The following is a 24,341-nucleotide window of genomic DNA, read 5'->3' as shown; positions in this document are numbered from 1 at the left end:
CGCGCCCTTGGCGCCTTGCTAAAATTTTATGCAATATATTTCCGGTTAACCGTCCCGTTTAGCCCTTTGGTAGGGACTTGCCCGCATATTGCTCGCAGATGGCGGGTGATCGGGTCTCACGATCATTGGCATGATGCCGCTCCGTCATACCGGAAAAGCCGGTATGTCAAAAACACCCTGTAAAAATCAAGGTACGAGTAGCCATGTCCAGTATCATGACGAACGCCTCGGCGCTGACCGCGCTGCAGAGCCTGAACAACACCAACAAATCCCTCGAGCAGACGCAGGCCCGCATCTCGACCGGCTACCGCGTTGCCACCGCTTCCGACAACGCCGCTTACTGGTCGATCGCGACCTCGATGAAGTCCGACAACAAGGCCAACTCGGCCGTGCAGGACGCCCTCGGCCTCGGCGCCGGCAAGGTTGACACCGCCTACACCGCCATCAACGACGTCAAGGACCAGGTCGACCTGATCAAGACCAAGCTGGTCACTGCCCGCAGCGCCTCGAAGGAAGACCAGCAGAAGATCGCGACCGAAATCAACGCCATCCAGGCGCAGATCAAGTCCTCGGTCGCCAACGCCAACTTCGCCGGCTCGAACCTGCTGCAGAACGACGCTGCCGCTGCGTCCGACCTGAAGATCGTTGCGGCTTACAACCGTACCGGCGCGACCGTCACCATCGACACCATCGACGTCAAGGCTGCCGATACGCAGGTTCTCGATGTCGCCGGCACGGGCGGCATCGTCGGCGGCCTGCTCGCCGCTGCCTTCTTCGACCCGAGCACCACGGCGGTTACCCCCGCCGCCATCGACACCGCGCTCGGCACTGTTGAAACCGCGCTTGCCAAGCTGTCCACCGGCGCTGCCTCGCTCGGCGCTGCCAAGTCGCGCATTGACACCCAGAAGAGCTTCCTGTCGAACCTGTCGGACTCGATCGACAAGGGCGTCGGCGCTCTGGTCGACGCCGACATGAACAAGGAATCGACCCGTCTGCAGGCCCTCCAGGTCCAGCAGCAGCTCGGCATCCAGGCGCTGTCGATCGCCAACGGCAACTCGCAGTCGATCCTGTCGCTCTTCCGCGGCTGATCTCTCGACATTACGACTGACACCATCCGTCGGGCCGCGCCAACAGCGCGGCCCGATTTCTTTTTGCGGCTGTTGATTTTCTTGCTAAATGGCTGCCGATTTTTGCTCTTGGCCAGCGCCCTGAATGGTTTGGTTTAACAGGCCGTTAACCATATCCCGGTAGTCATGGTTAACCATTCCATGGCGGGCAGACCATACGGTCGATGGGCTTATGCCTACCCCCTTGATGAAGTTGATCCGGCGTGTTCCGGGACACGCCAGTGTTTGAAAAGGGGTAAATATCTTGGCTAGCATCATGACGAACGCTTCGGCTCTGACCGCGCTGCAGAGCCTGAGCAACACCAACAAGCAGCTTGAAACCACCCAGTCACGCATTTCGACCGGCTACCGCGTCGCCACCGCCAGCGACAACGCCGCCTACTGGTCGATCGCCACCACGATGAAGTCCGACAACAAGGCGCTTTCGGCCGTTCAGGACGCGCTTGGCCTCGGCGCCGGCAAGGTCGACACCGCCTACACCGCCATCACCGACATCAAGGACCAGGTCGACCTGATCAAGGCCAAGCTGGTCACTGCACGCAGCGCCAGCAAGGACGACCAGCAGAAGATCGCCACTGAGATCAAGGCTATCCAGGACCAGATCAAGTCGTCGGTCACCAACGCCTCCTATGCCGGCTCGAACCTGCTGCAGAACGACGCTGCTGCGACCTCCGACCTGAAGATCGTCGCGTCCTATAACCGCACCGGCACGACCGTCGCCATCGACACCATCGACGTCAAGGCGGCCGACACGCAGGTCCTCGATCTTCCCGGCACCGGCGGCATCGTCGGCGCTCTGCTGGCGACGACCTTCTTCGATCCCAGCACAACCCAGGTCCTTCCGGCAGCCATCGACACCGCACTTGGCGCCGTTGAAACGGCGCTTGCCAAGCTGTCCACGGGCGCTGCCTATCTCGGCGCCGCCAAGTCGCGCATCGATACCCAGAAGAGCTTCCTGTCGAACCTGTCGGACTCGATCGACAAGGGCGTCGGCGCGCTGGTCGACGCCGACATGAACAAGGAATCGACGCGGCTGCAGGCCCTACAGGTCCAGCAGCAGCTCGGCATCCAGTCGCTGTCGATCGCCAACGGCAACTCGCAGTCGATCCTGGCGCTGTTCAAGCAGTAAGCCTGACCCGGCTTTCTCCTTCTTGAATTGAAGGGCCGCGCCGACAGCGCGGCCCTTTCGCTTTGTGGCTGTGTTTTGACGCATGTCGTTGACCCGGAACCGCTGCACTTCCGGGCGACATGCTCTATCATCTTCGCACAAGCTTCGCGGTCTAGTGTTCCCACGGAATATCATGCTGGGAGCGCTTGAATCGTGCCGCAACAGATCCAGAGCATCATCTCGAATCTCAGGGCATTTGGCGTCAGGCGCCTTGCCATGCTGGCCGGCATTGCCGCATTGGTGATGGCCGTCATCGGCATCGGCTCGGTCTATCTCAACCGCCCTGCCTATGAGACGCTCTATGTCGGGCTCGATCGCTCCGACGTGAACCAGATCGGCCTGGTGCTCGGCGAGGCCGGCATCGGCTTCGACGTCGGCTCCGACGGCACCTCCGTGCTGGTGCCGGCCGGCACCACCGCGCAGGCGCGCATGCTGCTCGCCGAAAAGGGCCTGCCGACCAGCGCCAATGCCGGCTACGAACTGTTCGACAATGTCGGCTCGCTCGGGCTGACCTCCTTCATGCAGCAGATCACCCGCGTGCGCGCGCTGGAAGGCGAGATCGCCCGCACCATCCAGTCGATATCCGGCATCAAGGCCGCCCGCGTTCACATCGTCATGTCCGAGCGCGCCAATTTCCGCCGCGACGAACAGCAACCCTCCGCCTCGGTGGTCATCCGCTATTCCGGCATCGACGCCGAAAAGAGCGCCATGTCGATCCGCCATCTCGTCGCCGCCGCCGTGCCGGGCCTGTCGGCCGACAAGGTTACCGTGCTCGATTCCAACGGCAACCTTCTCGCCGCCGGCGACGATCCCTCCAACACAAGTGCTGCCCGCACGCTCGGCGTCGAGCAGACCGTCGAGGCGCAGATCGGCGACAACATCCGCCGCGCGCTGACGCCTTATCTCGGCCCCGACAATTTCCGCGCCAGCGTCAAGGCCGACGTCAACACCGACACCCGCCAGACCGAAGAGACGATCTTCGATCCGGAGTCGCGCGTGGAGCGTTCCGTGCAGTCGGTGCGCGCCAACGAAAACAGCAATCAGAGGCAGGCCTCGACCCCGGCCACCGTCGAGCAGAACCTGCCCGAGACCCAGGCGACCAGCACCGATGGTCCGCAGACGTCATCGGCGAACGACCGCAAGGAGGAGATCACCAATTACGAGATCAACTCCAAGAAGATCGCCACAGTCTCGAACGGCTATTCCGTTACCAAGATGTCGATCGCCGTCGTCGTCAATCAGCAGCGGCTGATGACCATCCTCGGCAAGGACGCCACACCCGAACAGATCGCCAAGCGCGTCGCCGACATCCAGAAAATGGTCGCCTCGGCCACCGGCTTCGACGACAAGCGCGGCGACATCATCGATGTGTCGGCGGTCGAGTTCATCGACGGGCTGGACGGCGAAGCGGTCGAACAGCCGGGCATAATGGCATCGATCGGAACCCATGTAGGTACGATGATCAATGCCGGCGCCTTCATCGTCGTGGTGTTCCTGGTCGCCTTCTTCGGCCTGAGGCCAATGGCCACCGCGCTGAGCGCGCGGCCGACGCCGGCACTTGCCGGTCCGAGCTTCGACGACGTCCAGCGTTCACTGCCGACACCCGAAGCCGCCGGCGCCGAACAGGCGCCGGCTGCCTTGCCCGGCAGCCGCCCCGGCCCGACTCCACTCGATGATCTTCGCCAGAAGATCAGGCCGGCGCCACAGGAGCGGCTTGCCCGCATGGTCGACATCAATGAGGAGCGCACCGCGCAGATCCTGCGCAAATGGGCGGCCCAGGAAGCAGCGGTATAGACCATGGCCTCGGCAGCGCTTTTCGACCTTTTGCCGGATTTCGGCGCACACAGCCAGCGTGCCGGCCAGCCCTCGCTCGCGGCCATGGCCGAGCCAAGGCCGGAGACGTCGGCGCCGCAGGCCGACATCGGCGCGCTGATCGCCGAAGCGGTCATCGATGCCGAAGCCGCCCTTGAAGCCCGCCTTGCCATCGCCCACCAGGCAGCGCTCGAGGCGCAGAGACAGGCCAATGCCGATGAAGCAAAGGCCTTTCTGGAAAGTTTCGGCGGCGATCTCGGCGCGGTCGTCACTGCCCGTATCGAGATCATGGAGGCCAAGGTAAGCGACCTCGTCGGCGCCACCATTGCGCGCATCATTGGCGGCCTTGTCAGCGACGATCTGCAGAAGCGTTCGCTGGAAGCCCTTGCCGGCACGATCCGCGAAGCCGTCGGCGACAGCGAGGCGGTGCGCATCGCCGTGGGCGGACCGCTGTCATTGTTCGAGACGCTGAAGGCTTCGCTCGGCCCACGCGCGGCCAATCTCGATTTCGTCGAGGCGCCCGGCTTCGACCTTACCGTCGCCATTGACGAGGCGGTGTTCGAAACCCGCATTGCCGAATGGTCGGCCGCCTTGTCGGAGGCCCTGTCATGAGCGAGGGCCCTCTTACGAACGAGTGGACGTCATGAGCGTTGTCGAGGCCGCAGACGCCAGGCATGAGATCATCATCGTGCGGCGCAACCACGACGACCACGACGACGCCCACCATGGCGGCGTCTGGAAGATCGCCTTTGCCGATTTCATGACTGCCATGATGTGCTTCTTCCTCGTCATGTGGCTGATCAACGCCGCCAACGAGCAGACCAAGGCAGCCGTCGCCAGCTACTTCAATCCGGTCAAGCTGGTCGATCGCAACGCCAGCCGCAAGGGCCTCGAAGACCTCGGCGATGGCCCGAGCAAGGTCGGGCTGACGGCGGACGACCCGCGGGACAAGACCAGCAAGGCCGGACAGGACGGCGTCGGCGGCGCCGGTACTTCCGACAAGAAGCAATCGAAGGAATCGGCGCCAAAGACGGATCTTTCCGACGAGCATCTGTTTGCCGATCCCTATGCGGTGCTGTCGGAAATCGCCACCGACACCGGCGTCATGCAAAATGTCAGCGAGAAGGGCGATGGCGGCGCGCAGGCGTCCGGCCCGGCTACCGGCGCATCCGGCGGCCAATCCTACCGCGACCCGTTCGCGCCGGATTTCTGGTCGCAGCAGGTGGCTGCACCAGGCGCCGAAGCCACCGCCGAACGCACCAAGATCGAAGGCGATCCCCTGAAGCCGGGTGACAAGGCGGCACAGACGCAAGTGGCGGAGGTGAAGGCCGTGCCGGCCGCGCCGCCAGTGGCCGCGGCGCCGCTCGAGCCGCTGGCGAAATCCGTTTCCGATAAGCCGCTGACCAAGGCTGAAGCCAAAGCAGAGGCCAAGGCTGAAGCAGCGAAGGCCGAAATTGCAAAGGCCGAAGCCGCCGAAGCACAACCCGCACCCAAACCCGAAGCCGCGGAAAAAGCGCCGACGGCCGCCACTGTTAGAGCCGCGGCGCAGGTCAAGCAGGAACTGGCCGAGGCCTTCAAGCCAGGCGACAAATTGCATAATGGCGTCTCCGTCGAAGCCACCGACAAGGGTGTCGTCATTTCGATCACGGACCAGTTCGATTTCGGCATGTTCGAGATCGGATCGGCGGTGCCTAGGCGTGAACTGGTGCTGGCGATGGAAAAGATCGGCCGCATCGTCAACGAGCAGAAAGGCACGATCAGCATCAACGGCCACACCGACGCGCGGCCGTTCCGCAGCGACACTTACGACAATTGGCGGCTGTCCACGGCGCGCGCCCATTCCGCCTATTACATGCTGGTGCGCGGCGGCGTCGACGAGCGCCGCATCACCGAGGTCGCCGGCTTCGCCGATCGCGAGCCGAAAATTGCAGCCGACCCGATGGCGGCCGCGAACCGCCGCATCGAAATCCTGATGGCGACCGACGGATGAGGCGCGCCGCCATCATCGGCCGCGCCGTCGGGCTGCTGCTGCTGAGCGCTGTCCATCCGCCATCGGCCTTCGCCGAGGACGGCTTGCAGCCCTATCAGCTGGTGCGCTCGCTGCAGCTTGTGCAGGACCGCATCGCCGCCGGCGATCACGCCGCGCTGCCGATGCAGGCCAAGCTGCTCGAAATGGCCGACACAAGGCTGCGCGCGGCGGACGCAGATGATTTCAGCGACCCGAAGAATTTTCGCGCCTTGCTGGTCTATGGCATGAGTGGCGGCAACCCCGTCACCGTCGAGGCGGCGGTGTCGCGCGCCAAGACCGACCCGCAAAGCCTGACCATCGCCAAGGGCATTGTCGATTATCTGAACGGCCGGCAGGCGGCTGCGATCGAGGCGCTGAAGCCGATCGATCCGATGACCCTGCCCCCCGATGTCGGTGCCTTTCTGGCGCTGGTCAAGGGCTCGCTTCTCGCCACCGAGCAACCGGTCAGCGCGCTTGCGCTGCTCGACGATGCTCGCCTGCTCAGCCCCGGCACGCTGGTCGAGGAAGCAGCACTGCGCCGCTCGGTCGGCATCGCCGCCGCGCAAGGCGACGGTGCGCGTTTCGCGCTTGCCTCAACCCAATACGTCGAAGACTACCTCTATTCGCCCTATGCCAGCCAGTTCGCCGACGCCTTCGTCTCCGGCGTCATCACGCTGCACATGGCGATCAGCCAGGACAAGCTCGCCGACATCACCGCAATGATGGATCCAGAACGCGAGAAGGTGATCTATCTGCGCATCGCCCGCCGCGCCGCGATCGACGGCTTTGCCGATCTCTCCGCCTTTGCCTCGGCCAGGGCTGAACGGGGCCGCGACGGCATCCACAATCAGGACGATCCGCGCGCCCAGCTCTATTCCAGCCTGTCCACGGTAACGTCCGGCACCATCGGCGAGGTCCGCGCCAAGCTGGATAAGATCGATCGCAACCAGCTTTCGCAAAGCGACCGCGACCTGCTCGATGCCGCGCAGGCCGTGGCGGGTGAAGTCATCGCCCCGCCGGCGCCGCTGCCTGCCGAAAAGCCCGCACCTGCCGCGGCCAGGCAGGAGCCGGTCAAGACCGCGGCCGTGGAAAGACCCGACGAGCCAGAGCTGCCGCCGGTCGAAGGCGCGATGCCGGAACAGCCAGCCGCCACAACGTCGAGTGAACAGCCCGCAACCGACCGACTGAAGGCGGCAAGTGAACCGGCCGCGCAGGCACCAAGCACGCCAGAGGCAAAGGCGGCGGAAACGCCTGCAGTCGCCCCGGCCAGCGATGCGGCTCCGGTCGTGCCGGCATCGGTGCCGGCCCCCGCCGCAGTAGAGCCTACCGATCCCACCGACGCCGCCATGGCGAGGACGCGTCGCCAGCTCGATTTGATCGACCAGATGCTTGGAGCAGCCCCGAAATGACCACCAATGTTGGCCAGGCCCTGCCGGCTCCCGCGCACGCCGGATCGAAGCAGTCGGCCTCAAACGCCAAGGGCGGCGACAAAAGCTTCGGCGACATGGTGCGCGGCGACGACGATGCGCCGACACCGATAGGCCAGGGAGCAATTGAGGCCGCGTCGCACGAGCTGCGTTGGGCCAAACGCAGCCCTGCCGGTCCCGGCAAAAGCGAAATCCCACACACCCAGTCTGGCAAAACGGGCACGAAATCCGCTGCCGGCAAGGCCGCAAAAGAACATGCCGATAGTGGCCCGGACAAACCATCCAAGGACGCTGAGGTGGCCGGACGAGACGCGGATGCAGGATCGCTGCAGGATCATTTGCCACTGGTGCTGGCGCTGCACGATATCAGGCATTTCTCAACGGTCCGGACAAGCGGGAACGGCATCGCGACGAATGGACAGACTGGGCAACCGGCGCCCGCTGGCGAGGCCATTTCTGCACAGACGTCGCCTCTGAAGAGACACCGCGCAGCGTCCGGCATTGACAACAGACTCGACACGACGACGCGATCGGAACGGGCCAAGCCCGGTACCAGCGTTTCCGCACAGGATCAGGGGCAAAAGCTGCCCGCGATCGGGCTCCAGTCCGGCAAACTGCCGCACCAGGATGGTCCGACGCCTCCTCTACCGGCGGACCAGACGGCAAGCGACGTTTCGGCACCCGAGGCAAAACGGTCCGCGCCGTCGGCGAAGTCCGTCGATGGAGCCCATTCCGCGGCATCGGCCACACAGGGAAAACAGCCGCCATTCGCTGCGCGCGTCGACATTGTTGCCGAACAGAGCTTCCCGGCCCCGGCGCAAAGCCCGATGAACCAGACGACTTCGGCGCTTATCGACGTGCTGGCTTCGGACAACGGACTGCGGCAAGCGGTTTCGACGCCGTCGACGAGCGCCCAGACGGCCGGTTCTGTTGCCGTTCCGACACATATATTGAAGATCGAGCTTCACCCGGCAGAGCTCGGCATGGTCACCGCCAGTCTCAGGCTTTCCGGAGAACAACTTTCGATAGAATTGAAGCCCGAAACCCATGAGGCTTACCGCCGTCTCGCCACCGATAGCGACGCCATCGTGAAGTCGTTGCGCGGGCTCGGCTTCGATGTCGACAAGGTCACCATCCTGCAACCCTCGATAGCGATCCACGCAGCGGCCCGCAGCGATGCAGCGAACTCGCATCCAATGCCGCAAGGCCGCGACCAGTCCGCTTTTCAGCCCGGAAACTCGAGCGGCAACAATACGGGTTCGGACGGCCAGCAGTCGGGAAGAAACCGCAATGACGATGCCCAGGAATTCGGCCGCGCTGGCGCGCCTGCTCGCGAGCGCGCTGGCGACGATATGTTTATCTAGCCTCGCCACCAAGCCGGCCACCGCCGCCACCAACCCTTGCGAGCCCGAGATTTTGCGTGCCGCCGACCGCTATGGCGTGCCCGCCGGCATCCTCTATGCGGTCGGGCTGACCGAGACCGGCAAGAAGGGTAGCTTGCAACCTAACGCGTTGAATATAGAGGGGAAAGCGGTATTTCCAAGGAACCGAACCGAGGCCCTGGCCACCTTCGAAGCAGCCCGGCGCGAGGGCAAGACACTCATCGATCTCGGCTGCATGCAGATCAACCATCACTATCACGCCGCGCATTTCCGCAGCGTCGACGACATGCTCGACCCGCGCCAGAATGTCGACTATGCCGCACGCTTCCTGGCCAGCCTGCATGCGCATCATGTCAGCTGGTCGATGGCCGTCGCCCGCTACCACGCCGGCCCCGACAATGATCCCGCGCAGAAATTCTATGTCTGCCGCGTCATCGCCAATATGGTCGCCACCGGCTTCGGCAAATGGACCCCGAATGCCCGCAACTTTTGCAATCCTTAGGTGAATCAGCTCTTGCGAACGGCTGCAAATCCACGCCCGGCGGGTGACGTGCTACGTCACCCGTTCGGCAACCAACGATACAACCTCCTGATTGCGGTTATTTCGAAACTCGAAATAACTCCCAAGAAAATAGCTACAAGAAATGATGGTTGTTCAGGATTCCCGGCACCGGTTACGGCTCTTCCCACGGGGCAGATGATCTGATTCGGAGGCGGGACCGATGATTGTAATCGTTGACGAGCGTGAGCTCGTAACTGAAGGCTATAATTCACTTTTCGATCGTGAGGGCGTCGCCTGTGCAGGCTTCGCGTCCGGTGAATTCGGCGAGTGGGTGACATCGGCCGCCGACACGGATTTGCGATCGGTCCGAGCCTTCCTCATCGGCGACTGCCGCGAAGGCGCCATCTCGCCACGCCAGATCCGCGACCGCACCGGCGCTCCGGTCATTGCGCTGAGCGAACAGCACTCGCTCGAGAATACGCTGCGGCTGTTCGAGAGCGGTGTCGACGACGTCATCCGCAAGCCGGTCCACATCCGGGAGATCCTGGCCCGCATCACCGCCATCCGCCGCCGCGCCCATGAGGACGTCAGCTACACCGAGATCGGCGCCATGCGCATCTTCATGGATGGCCGCGATCCCGAGATCGATGGCCAGCCGCTGCCTCTGCCGCGCCGCGAACGCCGCATCCTCGAATATCTGGCGAGCAACCGCGGACGCCGCGTCACCAAGACCCAGGTCTTCAACGCCATCTACGGCATCTTCGACGAAGAGGTCGAGGAGAACGTCGTCGAGAGCCACATCTCCAAATTGCGCAAGAAACTGCGCGAAAAGCTTGGTCAGGACCCGATAGATTCCAAGCGCTTCCTCGGCTACCGGCTGGTGTTCTGATGCCGGTCTGCGCCAGCCTCGCGCAAGACAAAAATTATATCCTCGCGACCACAGACATAGGCCCAACGATCTTGGGCATTGAGGAGACGTTTCGATGAGCCTTTACGGAATGATGCGGACCGGCGTTTCCGGCATGAACGCCCAGGCCAACCGCCTGTCGGCGACAGCCGACAACATCGCCAATTCCGACACCACCGGCTACAAGCGATCCTCGGCCGAGTTTTCGACGCTGATCATGCCGCAGGTCGGCGGCGCCTATAATTCCGGCGGCGTCAACACCACCATCCGCTCGGCCATCAGCGCCCAGGGCGTGCTGCAGTACACGACCTCGGTTTCCGACCTTGCGGTCAACGGCAACGGTTTCTTCGTCGTCCAGGACCCCAGCGGAACGCCTTTCCTCACCCGCGCCGGCGCATTCGTTCCCGACGCTCAGGGCAGGCTGGTCAACGCCGCCGGCTACCAGCTGATGGCATACAGCTACGCCAACGGCACGCCGGCAGCCACCGCCAACGGCTTCGAAGGGCTGGTTCCGGTCCAGATCTCCGACCAGGAAATGACGGCGACGCCCAGCACCACAGGCAATTTCAACGCCAATCTGCCGGCTGGCGCCACGCCGCCCGCCGGTCCGCTGCCTTCCACCAACAGCCCGACCGCCGAATACACGTCGAAGTCCTCGATGGTCACCTACGACAATCTCGGCAACAAGAAGCTGCTCGACGTCTATTTCACCAACACCGGCACCGGCGCCTGGTCGGTCTCTGTGTTCGACCAGTCCCAGGCGACGCCGGGCACATCCTTCCCCTATACGGGCGGCGCGCTGGCCACGGCCAACCTGACCTTCGACACCACCACCGGCAAGCTAACCGGCGCGGTCGACAGCATAACGATCCCCGTACCGGGCGGTGCGTCGCTCGACCTCGATTTGTCCAAGCTGACTCAGCTCGGCACCGGCTTCACGGTCTCCGAAGCCAAGGTCAACGGCAACGCGCCCAGCACGATCGAAAAGATCCAGATCGGCGAGGACGGAGTCATTTACGCCCAGTATCAGGACGGCTCGACCAAGCCGCTGTTCAAGATCCCACTGGCCGACGTCCAGAGCGCCGACAACCTCACCGCACTGCCTGGCAATGTCTATGCGCAGTCCACCGACTCCGGCACCGTGCGCATCGGCTTCGCCAATGAAGGCAAGCTCGGCAGCATCATCTCCGGCGCGTTGGAAAATTCCAACGTCGATATCGCCGAGGAATTGACCAACATGATCGCGGCGCAGCGCAGCTACACCGCTAACTCGAAAGTGTTCCAGACCGGTTCCGACCTCATGGATGTCCTTGTCAACCTGAAGAGATAAACGACGGGCGCCAGGGGAATGAACCCAAACCAGAGCAGCGCGGTGCGCGGATTTCGAATTCCAGACCACACCGGCAAACCGGCCGGGGTGGTCTGGAATTGCAGGTTTCCGAACGCCGACGCCGCCGACAGGGCAGAGACGTCATCCCCTCCCCACTGGCCTCGTGAAAGACCCGCATGTCGCTGACTTCCGCATTGACCATAGCCCAACAGTCGCTTCAGACCACATCGAAGCAGACCAGCGTCCTTTCCCGCAATATTGCCGACGCCAGCAACCCCGACTATGCCCGCCGCACGGCGGTCGTCGTCAGCAGCGCGCCCGGCGCCCGCTCGGTCGAGATCCAGCGCGCCACCAACGCCCTGCTGTTTCGCCAGAACCTTAGCGCGCAATCGGCATGGAGCGGCCAGAGCACGCTTTACAGCGGAATTGACCGCCTCGCCGTTGCCGTCAACGGCGTCGACAACGCCTCCTCTGCCTCGACCGCGATCGGCAAGCTGCAGAACGCGCTGCAGCTTTACGCCGCTACGCCATCCAACCAGAACCTCGGCTCCAGCGTCATCGACGCGGCCCAGCAGGTGGTGCGCGCTCTGAACGACGGCACCAACGCGATCCAGGATTTCCGCACCCAGGCCGATGGCGAGATATCAACGGCGGTTAACGATCTCAACTCGCTGCTTAGTCAGTTCCAGGACGCCAACAAGGCGGTCATCTCCGCAACCCGTTCGGGTACCGACGCATCCGACGCGCTCGACCAGCGCGACGCTTTGCTGAAGAAGATCGCGGACTATGTGCCGGTGTCAACCTTCACGCGGGGCGACAACGACATGGTCATCACCACCAAGGATGGCACGACACTGTTCGAGACCATTCCGCGCTCGGTAAGTTTCACCCCGTCGGCGGGCTACACGGCCGGCACACCAGGCAACACCATCTACATCGACAATGTGCCGGTCAGCGCCGGGGCTGGCGGCAACACCAGCGCCGACGGCAAGCTCGCCGGGCTCATTACCTTGCGCGACGGCGTCGCGGCGACGATGCAGAGCCAGCTCGACGAAGTGGCGCGCGGCCTCATCACCGCCTTTGCCGAAACAGCACCTTCGCAGCCCGACCGAACCGGCCTGTTCACCTGGTCGGGTGCGCCCGCCATTCCGGCCGCCGGCACGCTGATCGACGGGCTTGCCGGCTCGATCAAGGTCAACGCCGCAATGGACCCGAGCGTCGGCGGCAATCCGGTGCTGCTGCGCGACGGCGGCGCCAATGGTGCGGCGTATATCGCCAACACCGCCGGCAACGCCTCCTATTCGCAGCTCTTGATCGGCTATGGCGACAAGCTCGACAAGCCGATGCCTTTCGACGCTGCGGCCGGCATCACCGTGACGTCCAGCGTCTCCGACTACGCCGCCAATGCCATTGGCTGGTTCGAAGGCCAGCGCCAGCAGGCCTCGAGCAATGCAGACGCCAAGGAAGCGCTGGCATCGCGCACCGCCGAGGCGCTGTCCAACGACACCGGCGTCAATGTCGACCAGGAGATGTCGCTGCTGCTCGACCTCGAACACACCTATCAGGCCTCGGCGCGCATGATGAAAACCGTCGACGACATGCTGTCGGCCCTGCTCGATGCCGTGGGATAAGCCATGAAAGCCACATCCGTCTCCTCAGCCGCTCTCTCCAACGCCGCGCGCTATCAGCAGATGCGCATGCAGGGCGAACTGGTCAAAGCCACTAAGGAATCGACGACCGGCACCGTCGCCGATGTCGGTCTGGCGCTCGGCGCGCGCACCTCGCAGGCGGTCACCTTCTCGCGCGACCTCGACCGGTTGAACGTCATCATCGATTCCAATTCGCTGGTCACCGCTCGGCTGTCCTCGACGCAGGCTGCGCTTGGCCAGCTTTCCGACACTGCGCAGAATTTGCTGACCGCACTGACCGCCGCCGGCAATTCCTCGAGCACCATCACGCAGCAAGCCGGCAAGGCCGCCGTGCAGCAGATGACCTCTATCCTCAATGCCAGCGTCAACGGCGAATATCTGTTTGCCGGCACCAACACCGACGTCAAGCCGATCGACGATTTCACCGCCGCCGGCTCGCCGGCCAAGGCGGCGTTCGACGCTTCCTTCTCGTCGTATTTCGGCTTCACGCAGACCGATCCGCTCGCCGCCAACATCACCGCCGCCCAGATGGACGGCTTCATCACCAGCAATGTCGTGCCGCAGTTCATGGGCGCCGGCTGGCAGGCCAACTGGTCGAACGCCACCGACCAGCAGATCGTCAGCCGCATTTCGCTGGGCGAAACCACCCAGACCTCGGCCAGCGCCAATGAAGACAGCATCCGCAAGCTCGCCATGGCTTCCGCCCTGGTCACCGGCCTGCTCTCCGGCAACATCAGCCAGGCGGCGAAGACCACCGTCGTCGGTCGCGCCCAGGCGATGGTCGGCGAGGCGCTGGGCGGACTCGGCCAGTTGCAGGCCGAGACCGGCCTTGCCGAGAAGCGTGTTTCCGACGCGAGCGACCGCATGAAGACGCAGGTCGACCTGTTCGAGCGCCATATCCTCGATCTGGAGGGCGTCGATCCGGCCGAGGCCGCCACCCGCGTCGCGGATCTGACGCAGCATATCGAGACGTCCTTCGCGCTGACCGCGCGCCTGCAGCAGATGAGCCTGCTGAACTACCTGACCTGACAATCTCAACCGCAACGGTAGAGCCAAACGATGTACCAATTCTCCTACGCCGACATCCAGACCGACTCCGTTGCCGATGCGAAAGATCGCGAGCGGCAGCTTTTGACCCGCTCGATCGAAATGCTGGCGGCGGCGGCGGCGGTCGGCCACACCTCGATGGAGGCAGTCGAAGCGCTGCACTTCACCAACCGGGTCTGGACCACCTTCGTCGAGGATCTCGGTTCCAGCGACAATGTCCTGCCCAAGGAACTGCGCGCCAACCTCATCTCCATCGGCCTGTGGCTGCTGCGCGAGGCCGAGGACATCCGCCAGGGCCGCACCGACAATTTCGAAGGGCTGATCGAAGTGTCCCAGATCATCCGGGACGGCATTCAATGACCAACACGCTGAAGATATCGCTGAAGCCGAACGAGAAGATCTACATCAACGGCGCCGTCATCCGCGTCGACCGCAAGGTCACCGTCGAGCTGATGAACGACGTACAGTTCCTGCTCGAGAACCATGTCATCCAGGCCGACGATGCCTCGACGCCGCTCAAGCAGCTCTATTTCATCCTGCAGGTGATGCTGATGAACCCGGCCGGCGCCATCGAGGCGCGCGCCATGTTCCGCCGCTCGCTGCCCTTGCTTTTGGCAAGCTTCGAGGATGAGCAGATCAGTGGTGCGCTGAAGCAGATCGACCGCATGGTCGGCGAAGACCATATCTATGAAGCGCTGAAGGCTATCCGCGCGCTTTATCCGCTCGAACGCCGCGCACTTGGCGGCAATGACGATGTTCAGGGTGCGAAGCGCCCGCTGGCCGTGGGAGCACAATACTGATGAATGTGGACATGACGACGACGATCCCCACGGGCGCCAACCAGGGTACCCAGCAGACGTCGAAGACAGCGGTCGACTACCAGTCGTTCCTGAAGCTGTTGATCGCCGAGATGAAGAACCAGGATCCGACGAAACCGATGGATTCGACGCAGTACGTCGCCCAACTCGCCACCTTCTCGCAGGTCGAGCAATCGGTGCAGACCAACACCAAGCTCGACCAGATCATGCAGTCGTCGGCGCTGTCGCAGGCCGATGCCCTGATCGGCCGTTCGATCACCTCGGCCGACGGCAAGACGACCGGCGTCGTGGCCTCGGTCAGGCTTGCAAGCAACGGCGTGATCGCCGTGCTGCAGAACGGCACCGAAGTGCCGGTCGGCGCGGGCGTTTCGATAAAGCCGGCCAGCTAGACAGTTCCATAGAGGCGCGCTCACATGAACGAGGCCGACGCCCTAGACATCGTCCAGTATGCGGTGTGGACGGTGCTCGTCGCGTCCGCGCCGGTGGTGCTGGTTGCCATGGTGGTCGGCATCGGCATCGCGCTGATCCAGGCCCTGACCCAGATCCAGGAAATCACCCTGACCTTCGTACCCAAGATCGTAGCCATCATGCTGGTCGTGGCGCTGACCGGTCCGTTCATCGGCAGCCAGATATCGGCCTTCACCAACGTCATCTTCGAACGCATCGAAAACGGGTTCTAGGCAGCGCTTGCAGGCGGCTGTGTTCCGGCTAGATTGCAGGCCATGACTCAGGCAGAACTCACCGGCAGGCCATGTGCGGAATAGCCGGCGTCTGGCGCAAACGAAACCCGATCGACGCCAACGACCTGTCGGATGTCGCCAGCATGATGCAGGCGCTGGTACATCGCGGCCCCGACGATCATGACAGCTGGCACAACAATCGGCTGGCGCTCGGTCACCGCCGGCTTACCATCATCGATCCCTCGCCCGCCGCCCGTGAGCCGATGCTGACTTCTTCCGGCGATGGCGTTCTCGTCTACAATGGCGAGGTCTACAATTACCGCTCGCTGCGCGAAACGCTGCAGGCGCAAGGCGTCGTCTTTCGAACCATCTGCGATGCCGAAGTGGTTCTCGAAGCCTTGCATCACTGGGGTCCCGAAAAAGCCGTGCCGCTGTTCGACGGGATGTTTTCCTTCGCCTATTTCGACGCTCGCAGCAGTGCGCTGTGGCTTGCGCGTGACCGTCTTGGAATCAAGCCGATGTCGGTGGCCGACACGCCGGAGCGAATCCTGTTCGCCTCGGAGGACAAGGCGATCCTCGCCTGCGACGGTTTTCCGCGCGACATCGACAGCCGCGAGATCACCTTGCGGCTTGCCTGGCAGAGCCGCGATTCCAGCTACAGCCTGTTCGACCGCATCGAGCGCCTGCCGCCCGCCGGCCTGTGGAAGATCACCGATGGCGTTATCGAGAAGCGCCGCTTCTGGCATGTGCTGGACGTGCTGGAGACCGCGCGCATTACCGGCGATGCATCCGCTGATGCTGAACACATGGCGACGCTCGAGGCGTTGCTCAAGGACAGCGTCGGACTTCACTGCATCGCCGATACCAGCGTTGCCACCGCCTGCAGCAGCGGTGTCGATTCCGGCCTGATAACGGCGCTGGCAAAGCGGTTCAGGCCGGAAGTCCACGGTTATGTCGTCGACCCGCAGCTCGGCAACAGCGAGGCCGAAGACGCCGAACGCACCGGCCGCCATGTCGGCGTGCCCTTGCGCCGGGTGCCGGTCGACAGGAACCGGTTTTTCGAACTTTGGCCAAGGGTAATCTGGCATCTTGAAAGCGATGGCTGGCACGCCAGCCATGTCGCACTGCTGGCGCTTGCCGAACGATGCCGGGCCGATGGCGTCAAGGTGCTGCTCACCGGCGAAGGCGCAGACGAATTGTTTGGCGGCTACCCCTTGCAGGCCTTGAGCATGAAGAAGTGGCGTTCCTGGTCGTGGCCCCGGCGCCTGGTCCATTCGAAGCGCTCGCTCGACCGGAGATTCGAGCAACAGCGTCATGCCCCCTACAAGGTCTCGGCTGGAAGCCACTCACAAATGGATCGCAGCATGGTCCTGCGTGCTTTGTCGCCGGAGCTGAATTTTCTGCAAACCGAGATCTTCGACCGCCTGGAGCCGGTTATGCCGCCCGCGGATCGCGCCTTTCTCGGTAGTTGCCTCTACGACCTCTATTCGCATCTGCAGGACATCCTGCACCGGCACGACCGGCTGAGCATGGCGGCGTCCGTGGAACTGCGGGTCCCGTTCCTGGAAAACCGCCTGATCGACTTCGCCATCCATTTGCCGAGGCGGCAGAAATACCGCGACAAAACAGGAAAATGGCTTTTGCGAAAGGTCGCTGAAAAGCATATTCCGCGCCAGAACGTCCAGGCGCGCAAGATCGGCTTCGAGATGTCGTCGCAATTTTCGGCCGGCACGGAGACTTTGCTACGCGGCGGTTTCCTGCGCGATGCCTTGAAATGGCCCGCCGCGAATTTGGAGGACATGGTCCAGTTGGCGCGGCGCGAGCAACCGTCCAGGCTGCGGCTTGTCGGCATGGAGCTTTTCCTGCGCCTTCACGCCGGCGGCGAGACGACAGGCACGCTGACCGAAGCCTTGCATACCGCTGCCCGGGACAGAAGCTGACTTCGCGCGCGGCCGACAGCCCCGCGCAGTGGACCAATGAGAACATCGCTCTGGGTAGCGGACCATTCCCGGCTGACGTATTTTCGCCTTGCTATCCTGTTGTTGGACCATGATCTTTTTCGAAGACGCGTTCGCCCTTTTGGATGTCGTGCTCTATTTCAAACGGATGCCATGATTGTCGTCCCCGCGGACGAAACCAGCACGTTAAGGTGGGACAGGTCTGATGATCGATGACGAGCCGGACAGCGAACGCGTTTCGGCGCTGGCGCCGTTCCGGCACGGCATCTTCCGCGCCGTCTGGTCGGCCAGCCTGGTGTCGAATTTCGGTGGCCTGATCCAGGGCGTCGGCGCCGCCTGGATGATGACCACCATCGCCACGTCGCCCTATCAGGTGGCGCTGGTCCAGGCCTCGGCCACTCTGCCGATCATGCTGTTTGCACTCGTCGCCGGCGCCATCGCCGACAGCTTCAACCGGCGCAAGGTGATGCTGATCGCCCAAATCTTCATGCTGGTCGTCTCTGCACTTCTAACGCTGTTCACCTGGAACGGCTGGATGACGCCGTGGACGCTGCTTGCCTTCACCTTCCTAATCGACAGCGGCACGGCGCTCAACAACCCGTCCTGGCAGGCATCGGTCGGCGACATGGTGCCGCGCAACAAGCTGCCGGCCGCGGTTGCACTCAATTCACTGGGCTTCAACCTGACACGCAGCGTCGGCCCGGCGATCGGCGGCATCATCGTTGCCGCCGCTGGTGCGGCTGCTGCGTTCGCCGCCAATGCGCTGAGCTATATAGGTCTCATCATCGTGCTCTTCCGCTGGAAGCCGGAGCTGCCGGTCTCGACGCTGCCGCGCGAGACGCTGGGCGCCGCCATGGGCGCCGGCCTGCGCTATGTCGCCATGTCGCCCAACATCGGCAAGGTGCTGGTCAGGGGCTCCGCCTTCGGCTTCAGCGCCGGCGCGGTTTTGGCGCTGCTGCCGCTGGTGGCGCGCGACGTCGTCAAGGGCGATGCCTTGACCTACGGCATCATGCTCGGCGCCTTCGGCATCGGCGCCGTCGGCGGCGCGCTGATAAGCGTGCGTCTCAGACAATTGCTGTCCAGCGAGACGATGGTGCGGATGGCCTTCGCCGGCTTTGCCGTCTGCGCCTTCAATGCCGCCATCAGCCTCAATGCCTGGCAGACTGCGGCGGGTTTGCTCATCGGCGGCGCCTGCTGGGTGATCGCGCTGTCGCATTTCAACGTCACGGTGCAGATGTCGACGCCGCGCTGGGTCGTCGGCCGGGTGCTGTCGGTCTACCAGACGGCGACCTTCGGCGGCATTGCGCTGGGCAGCTGGATCTGGGGCGTCGTTGCCGATGCGCATGGCGCCGAAACCGCGCTGATTGCGGCGGCCATCGCGATGCTTGTTGGCGGCGCCATCGGCCTGTTCCTGCCGCTGCCGCAGCAGACGACTCTCAACCTCGACCCGCTCAACCGCTTCAAGGAGCCGCATCTCGGCCTCGACCTGAAGCCGCGCAGCGGCCCCATCGCCATCATGATAGAGTACATTATCCGCGACGAAGATGTACCCGAATTCCTCGCCACCATGGCCGAGCGCGGGCGCATCCGCCGCCGCGACGGCGCCCGCAACTGGACGCTGGCTCGGGACCTAGAAAATCCCGCAGTCTGGATCGAACACTACCACACGCCGACCTGGCTGGAATACATCCGCCACAACCGGCGCGCCACCCATGCCGACGCCGTCGTCGGCGAGCGGGTGCGGGCGCTGCACAGCGGCGACGAACCGCCGCGCGTGCGCCGCCTGATCGAGCGCCCGACGACCGCCGGCACCGCGCTGGTCTCGCCGAAGGGGCCGATCGATCACTGAGCTCGCCATAGCCGTAGCGCCGGTCAGCCGGCGCTCTGGATCATGTAGAGCTTGCGCGTGGTCTCGCGTATCAGCCACTCGCCCTTCCAGCCCTGCGGCAGGACGAGGAGATCGCCCGGACCGAGTTCCCGCACCTCGCCATCGATGCGGCTCAGTTCCACGCGCCCCGAAATGATGTGGCAGATCTCCGACGAGTCCGAACGATCGGCGGTGAAGCGGCCGGGCGTGCATTCCCAGATGCCGACATCGACAGTCCCGTCAGGCGATTGAAAGAACGAGCGCACGGCCTCGACCTGATCGCCTTCAATCGAGCTTGGCTTAGGAGAGAACGCGCCGATCTCGGCCTTGGCGAGATCGTGGAAGGTCGAAAGATCGATCAAGTCTAGCTCCATGGATAAGAGCAATTCCAGGAAAGGGGTCTGCCCCGGAATTGCGTGAGAACAAATGGCTTTAGTTGCCGGTGATGCTGTCGGCCAACGCGGCCAGCTTCGAGGTGCGCGCAAGCCCTGCCGCCTCGCGGCCATCGGCAATGCGATAAAGCTGGTACATCGAATGCACGCCCAGCCAGCGGAAGGGCTCCGGTTCCCATGGCCTGACCTTGCGGTTGACCCAGGGCAGCTTCGTCAGCTCGGTGTTTGCCCCGAGAACAAGGTCAGCCAGCGTGCGCCCCGAAAGGTTGGAGCTGGACACGCCGAGGCCGACATAGCCGCCGGCCCAGCCGATGCGGGTCGCGGGATCGAGGCCGACCGTGGTGCACCAGTCGCGCGGCACGCCGAGCACGCCGCACCAGGCGTGATCGATGCGGCATCCCTTGGTCTGCGGCAAGAGCGTCGTCAGGATCGTGTGCAGCTGGTCGATCGTGGCCTGCTGCGTCTGGCCGTTGACGTCGGTGCGCGAGCCGTAGCGATAAGGCACGCCGCGTCCGCCCATCGTGATGCGTCCCTCACGCGTGCGCTGGGCATAGCAATAGGCATGCGCCGCATTGCCGAGCAGTTCGTGCCCTTCCCAACCGATGTCGCGCCACAGGTCGGCAGGCAGCGGCTCAGTCACGATCTGCGCGCTGTTGAGCGCCAGCCAGGTCCGCTCCTCGCCGGGGATGCCTGATGTAAAACCCTCGGTCGCGCGGATGATCGTCTCCGCCTGCACCGTACCGCGGTCTGTCGTCACGCTGCCCTTGGCGATGCTTGTCACCGTCGTCTTCTCATAGATCGGCACGCCCAGCCGCTCGACGGCATCGGCAAGCCCGCGCACCAGCTTGGCCGGCTGCACCCGCGCCTGGCCATGGACGACGAAGCCGCCCATGACGTTACGGATGTTGATGCGCGTGCGCGTTGAGGCGGCGTCCAGCATCTCGACGCGGTTCGGGTCGACATCCCAGGAACGGATCGTCTCGCATTCTTCGCGCACGCGCTCCAACTGCGCTGCGTTGATGGCCACCGTCAGATTGTCGACGCGGCGAATGTCGGCGTCGATGCCTTCCTCGGTCGCGACCCGGATCACTTCATCAACGCAGCCTGCCATCGCCGCCTGCATCGCCATCACGCCTTGGCGGCTCGATGTCTTGAGATATTTTTCGCGCGACCAGCTGAAGCCGCCCGACAGCCAGCCGCCATTGCGCCCCGAAGCGCCGAAGCCGGCAAATTCGCGCTCGACGATCACGACGCGCAGCGATGGCTTCGCCTTTTTCAGATAGTAGGCGGTCCACAGGCCGGTATAGCCGGCGCCGACAATGGCGACATCGGCCTCGATGTTTCCAGGCAAGGACGGGCGCGGAACGGGAACCGCCCCCAGATCCGCATACCAGAACGATATGTCGCCGTTGCGCTTGGCTTGCATGGAATGACTTTCAGATGAGATCAGGCCAGATGGGATCAGGCCAGATGGAATCAGGTGAGTGTGGTGTCGGCGCTTGCGTCGTCCGCCAGCAGCTTGGCGTCGCTGCCGTCGAAGCAGAGCTCGACCTTGTCGCCGAGGCCAAAACTCTCGCCGGTCAGCGGTGAGCGCACGATCGCGGCCGAGCCGTCGGCGAGCTTAACTTCGTATTTCGATTCCGAGCCGAGATAGATGGCTTCCGCGATCGTCCCCGACAGGCGGTTGGCGCCATTGGCAGCACTTTGGCCGGCTCTTCGGATCGCGAGCTTTTCGGGACGCAGCAGCATCACCGGGCTGGCTTCTCCCGACAGCTTACGCGGTACCGTCACCGTCTCGCCGGCGATGCTCAGCGCGGTGCTGTTGCCATCGCTGCGCGCCTCGCCGCGCAGCACGGTGGAATCGCCGATGAAGCGGCCGACGAACAGCGTTGCCGGCTCGTCATAGAGCTGGCGGCCGGTGCCGACCTGCTCGATGTGCCCGCGGTTAAACACGGCGACGCGGTCGGACAGCACCAGCGCCTCTTCCTGGTCGTGCGTGACATAGACGAAGGTGGTGCCGAGCTCGCGGTGGATGCGCTTGATCTCGAGCTGCAGCCATTCGCGCAGCTTCTTGTCGAGCGCGCCGAGCGGCTCGTCCATCAGGAGCAGCGGCGGGTCGAAGACGATGGCGCGCGCCAGCGCCACGCGCTGCTGCTGGCCGCCCGACAATTCGCTGGGATAGCGATGCGCGAAATCGCCCATCTTGACCATGTCGAGCGCCCTTGCCACGCGTGTCTGCCGCGTCGCCTGGTCGACGCCGCGCAGCGTCAGCGGATAGGCGACGTTGCGGCCGACGCTCATATGCGGGAACAGCGCGTAATGCTGGAAGACGACGCCGATGTTGCGCTTGTGCGCCGGCACGCCGACGACGCTTTTTTCCCCGACCAGAAGCTTGCCGCTGGTGACATCGGTGAAACCGGCAATCACGTTGAGCGTCGTCGTCTTGCCCGAGCCGCTGGGGCCGAGCAGCGTCATGAACTCGCCGGGCTCGATGCGCAGCGACACGCCGTCCAGCGCCTTGAAGCCGCCATAGGCCTTGCTGATCGCTTCGAGATCGATCGCCGCGCCCTTGCTTGTCGGCTTCGGATTCATTGGCGTCCTTTCCGCTCGCGGCCAAGAAGGAGCATGCCGCCGCCGATCAGGATCGTGGTCGCGAAAAGCAGGATCGTGCCGACAGCCGCCACCGTCGGATCTGCGTCGCGCGTGATCGAGGCAAAAATCTGCACCGGCAATGTCTTGAGATAGGGGTTGGTGATGAACAGCGACACGACAATCTCGTCGAACGAGGTGGCGAAAGCGAACAGCAGGCCGGAGAGCACGCCCGGCGCGATCAGCGGCAGCGTCACGGTGCGAAACGTGGTCAGTGCGCCGGCGCCCAGGCTGGCTGCGGCTGTCTCCAGCCGGCGGTCGAACACTTCGAGACTGGCCGAGACCGCGATCAGCACGAAGGGCAGCGCAAGGATGGTGTGGGCCAGCACGAAGCCGAGCAGCGTCCCGACGAGCTGCGTGTCGAGATAGACGGCATAGATGCCGATCGCCAGCACCACGCCCGGCACCACCATCGGCGTCAGCATCAGCATACGCAAAAGGTTCGCCGGCCGCGCCTTCATGCGGTCGAGGCCGAAGGCGGCAAGCGTGCCGAGCACCGTTGCCACGACGGCAACGATGGAGGCGACTTTCAGCGAGTTCAGGAAGCTGTTCGACCAGTCCGGATTGGTGGCGAAATTCTGGTACCACTGCCAGGAAAAGCCTTGCGGCGGAAACGCCAGCGATTTGTTTTCGTTGAACGACATCGGCACCACGACCAGCGTCGGCGCCACCAGCCATATCGCCACCAGCAGGCAGACGAGCCCGAGAAGAACGCGGGTGAGCGGCTTCATCTCCATTAGCGCCGCCCCGCTTCCCGATGCCTGGACCGCATCACGGGTGCTGCCAGCGCCAGCAGCACGAAGGTGGTGACCAGCAGAACGACGCCCATGGCGCCGCCCCTGCCCCATTGCAGCAGGCTCAGCACCTGCGTCTGCACCAGCGTCGACAGCATGGTCGAGCGCGGGCCGCCGAGCAAAGCAGGCGTGATGTAGAAGCCGAGCGACAGGATGAAGACGATGATCGCGCCGGCATAGACGCCGGGCAGCGACAGCGGCAGATAGACGGTGAAGAACGCGCGCGACGGCCGCGCACCGAGGCTTTGCGCCGCACGCATCAGCCTGAGGTCGATGCCTTGCATCACGGAATAGAGCGGCAGGATCATGAACGGCAACAGCACCTGCGCCATGCCGATGACAACGCCGGTCTGGGTGCGGATCAGCTTGACGCCGCCGAACCCGACCGAGCGCAGCAACGAATTGATGACGCCCGAATCCTGCAGCAGGATCACCCATGACAGCGTTCGCACCACACCACTCACCCAGAACGGGATCAGCACGCAAAGCACAAGCACCAGCCGGACGCGCGGCCCGACCGCGGTCATCAGATAGGCATAGGGATAGGCCGCGATGACGCAGACCAGCGTCACCCAGGCCGAAATGACGAAAGTCCGCTGCAGCACTGTCAGGTTGACCGGCGCGCCGAAGAACCAGGCATAGTTCCGCAGCCCCCACTCAGGTTCCGACAGGCTGCGCAGTACGATGGTGAGCAGCGGGTAGCCGATCACCGCGACAAGCAGGATGAGCGCCGGCGCCGTGAGCGCGAACGGCCATGCCCGACCCGGCCGCGCATGGGCGGCGGGTTGGGCGATGGGTTCGGACGCGCTCACGGCCTGGCTCTC

The 24,341-nt window shown here is 63.9% G+C and carries 23 protein-coding genes; 18 read left to right on the top strand and 5 right to left on the bottom strand.

Translation table 11 applies throughout. The annotated features are described in order from the left end of the window. Positions 1 to 203: 203 nt before the first annotated feature. The 18 genes from NKI64_RS05705 to NKI64_RS05620 all read left to right on the top strand — a co-directional run bounded on the left by NKI64_RS05705 (position 204) and on the right by NKI64_RS05620 (position 19,664). Entirely contained in the window at positions 204 to 1,088 is an 885-nt protein-coding gene (locus tag NKI64_RS05705; protein ID WP_023683303.1) for a flagellin N-terminal helical domain-containing protein, read from the top strand. A 283-nt stretch (positions 1,089 to 1,371) separates the two neighbouring features. Then, positions 1,372 to 2,256, top strand: a complete 885-nt coding sequence (locus NKI64_RS05700) for a flagellin N-terminal helical domain-containing protein (protein ID WP_352666947.1) — start codon at positions 1,372 to 1,374, stop codon at positions 2,254 to 2,256. 192 nt (positions 2,257 to 2,448) lie between these two features. Continuing rightward, on the top strand, positions 2,449 to 4,089 hold the full coding sequence (gene fliF / locus NKI64_RS05695; protein WP_352666944.1) for a flagellar basal-body MS-ring/collar protein FliF: 1,641 nt from the start codon (positions 2,449 to 2,451) through the stop codon (positions 4,087 to 4,089). A 3-nt stretch (positions 4,090 to 4,092) separates the two neighbouring features. Next, positions 4,093 to 4,719, top strand: a complete 627-nt coding sequence (locus NKI64_RS05690) for a hypothetical protein (RefSeq protein WP_352666941.1) — start codon at positions 4,093 to 4,095, stop codon at positions 4,717 to 4,719. A gap of 31 nt (positions 4,720 to 4,750) precedes the next feature. Beyond that, positions 4,751 to 6,097 carry a MotB family protein gene (locus NKI64_RS05685; RefSeq protein WP_023686352.1) on the top strand — a complete coding sequence of 449 codons (1,347 nt, stop codon included), beginning with the start codon at positions 4,751 to 4,753 and terminating at the stop codon, positions 6,095 to 6,097. After that, positions 6,094 to 7,524 carry a MotC family chemotaxis protein gene (locus NKI64_RS05680; protein WP_023703976.1) on the top strand — a complete coding sequence of 477 codons (1,431 nt, stop codon included), beginning with the start codon at positions 6,094 to 6,096 and terminating at the stop codon, positions 7,522 to 7,524. Before NKI64_RS05685 ends, NKI64_RS05680 begins: the two co-directional genes overlap by 4 nt. After that, positions 7,521 to 8,906 carry a flagellar hook-length control protein FliK gene (fliK, locus tag NKI64_RS05675; protein WP_352666936.1) on the top strand — a complete coding sequence of 462 codons (1,386 nt, stop codon included), beginning with the start codon at positions 7,521 to 7,523 and terminating at the stop codon, positions 8,904 to 8,906. Before NKI64_RS05680 ends, fliK begins: the two co-directional genes overlap by 4 nt. Continuing rightward, on the top strand, positions 8,839 to 9,426 hold the full coding sequence (locus NKI64_RS05670; protein WP_023747162.1) for a transglycosylase SLT domain-containing protein: 588 nt from the start codon (positions 8,839 to 8,841) through the stop codon (positions 9,424 to 9,426). Before fliK ends, NKI64_RS05670 begins: the two co-directional genes overlap by 68 nt. A gap of 220 nt (positions 9,427 to 9,646) precedes the next feature. After that, on the top strand, positions 9,647 to 10,315 hold the full coding sequence (locus NKI64_RS05665; RefSeq protein WP_023683295.1) for a response regulator transcription factor: 669 nt from the start codon (positions 9,647 to 9,649) through the stop codon (positions 10,313 to 10,315). 94 nt (positions 10,316 to 10,409) lie between these two features. Then, positions 10,410 to 11,663, top strand: coding sequence for a flagellar hook protein FlgE (locus NKI64_RS05660; protein ID WP_023671890.1), 1,254 nt, complete (start codon positions 10,410 to 10,412; stop codon positions 11,661 to 11,663). Positions 11,664 to 11,839: 176 nt separating this feature from the next. Continuing rightward, positions 11,840 to 13,294: a flagellar hook-associated protein FlgK gene (gene flgK / locus NKI64_RS05655; protein WP_023701067.1), complete on the top strand. Its 1,455-nt coding sequence runs from the start codon at positions 11,840 to 11,842 to the stop codon at positions 13,292 to 13,294. 3 nt (positions 13,295 to 13,297) lie between these two features. Then, positions 13,298 to 14,341, top strand: a complete 1,044-nt coding sequence (locus tag NKI64_RS05650) for a flagellar hook-associated family protein (protein WP_023683291.1) — start codon at positions 13,298 to 13,300, stop codon at positions 14,339 to 14,341. 30 nt (positions 14,342 to 14,371) lie between these two features. Next, positions 14,372 to 14,719, top strand: coding sequence for a flagellar biosynthesis regulator FlaF (flaF, locus tag NKI64_RS05645; RefSeq protein ID WP_023671893.1), 348 nt, complete (start codon positions 14,372 to 14,374; stop codon positions 14,717 to 14,719). Beyond that, the gene (gene flbT, locus NKI64_RS05640) at positions 14,716 to 15,159 is read left to right on the top strand and encodes a flagellar biosynthesis repressor FlbT (RefSeq protein WP_023683290.1); all 444 of its coding nucleotides are present in this window, start codon (positions 14,716 to 14,718) and stop codon (positions 15,157 to 15,159) included. Before flaF ends, flbT begins: the two co-directional genes overlap by 4 nt. Next, positions 15,159 to 15,566 (top strand): flagellar hook assembly protein FlgD, encoded by a 408-nt coding sequence (gene flgD, locus NKI64_RS05635; RefSeq protein ID WP_023683289.1) that lies wholly within the window; start codon positions 15,159 to 15,161, stop codon positions 15,564 to 15,566. The genes flbT and flgD overlap by 1 nt, the downstream gene beginning before the upstream one ends. Positions 15,567 to 15,590: 24 nt before the next feature. Further along, positions 15,591 to 15,857 (top strand): flagellar biosynthesis protein FliQ, encoded by a 267-nt coding sequence (fliQ, locus tag NKI64_RS05630; protein WP_023671896.1) that lies wholly within the window; start codon positions 15,591 to 15,593, stop codon positions 15,855 to 15,857. A 71-nt stretch (positions 15,858 to 15,928) separates the two neighbouring features. Next, positions 15,929 to 17,797, top strand: a complete 1,869-nt coding sequence (gene asnB / locus NKI64_RS05625; protein WP_023691732.1) for an asparagine synthase (glutamine-hydrolyzing) — start codon at positions 15,929 to 15,931, stop codon at positions 17,795 to 17,797. A 223-nt stretch (positions 17,798 to 18,020) separates the two neighbouring features. Then, positions 18,021 to 19,664: an MFS transporter gene (locus tag NKI64_RS05620; RefSeq protein ID WP_023671898.1), complete on the top strand. Its 1,644-nt coding sequence runs from the start codon at positions 18,021 to 18,023 to the stop codon at positions 19,662 to 19,664. 23 nt (positions 19,665 to 19,687) lie between these two features. Here NKI64_RS05620 and NKI64_RS05615 read toward each other — a convergent pair whose 3' ends face one another. The 5 genes from NKI64_RS05615 to NKI64_RS05595 are packed head-to-tail and all read right to left on the bottom strand — an operon-like array spanning position 19,688 to position 24,329. Continuing rightward, positions 19,688 to 20,056, bottom strand: a complete 369-nt coding sequence (locus tag NKI64_RS05615; RefSeq protein WP_081725355.1) for a cupin domain-containing protein — start codon at positions 20,054 to 20,056, stop codon at positions 19,688 to 19,690. Between the two features lie 58 nt (positions 20,057 to 20,114). Next, on the bottom strand, positions 20,115 to 21,500 hold the full coding sequence (locus NKI64_RS05610) for an NAD(P)/FAD-dependent oxidoreductase (RefSeq protein ID WP_352666929.1): 1,386 nt from the start codon (positions 21,498 to 21,500) through the stop codon (positions 20,115 to 20,117). Between the two features lie 50 nt (positions 21,501 to 21,550). Further along, a complete protein-coding gene (locus tag NKI64_RS05605) occupies positions 21,551 to 22,666 on the bottom strand; it encodes an ABC transporter ATP-binding protein (RefSeq protein WP_023683285.1) in 1,116 nt (371 codons plus the stop codon). After that, the gene (locus NKI64_RS05600) at positions 22,663 to 23,460 is read right to left on the bottom strand and encodes an ABC transporter permease (RefSeq protein ID WP_023683284.1); all 798 of its coding nucleotides are present in this window, start codon (positions 23,458 to 23,460) and stop codon (positions 22,663 to 22,665) included. The genes NKI64_RS05605 and NKI64_RS05600 overlap by 4 nt, the downstream gene beginning before the upstream one ends. Beyond that, positions 23,460 to 24,329: an ABC transporter permease gene (locus NKI64_RS05595; RefSeq protein ID WP_352666925.1), complete on the bottom strand. Its 870-nt coding sequence runs from the start codon at positions 24,327 to 24,329 to the stop codon at positions 23,460 to 23,462. The genes NKI64_RS05600 and NKI64_RS05595 overlap by 1 nt, the downstream gene beginning before the upstream one ends. Positions 24,330 to 24,341: the final 12 nt, after the last annotated feature.

The organism is Mesorhizobium sp. M0478 (assembly GCF_040321305.1).
Classification (GTDB): Bacteria; Pseudomonadota; Alphaproteobacteria; order Rhizobiales; family Rhizobiaceae; genus Mesorhizobium.
The sequence above is the reverse complement of the archived record's forward strand: the minus strand, read 5'-3'. Positions and strand labels throughout refer to the sequence as shown.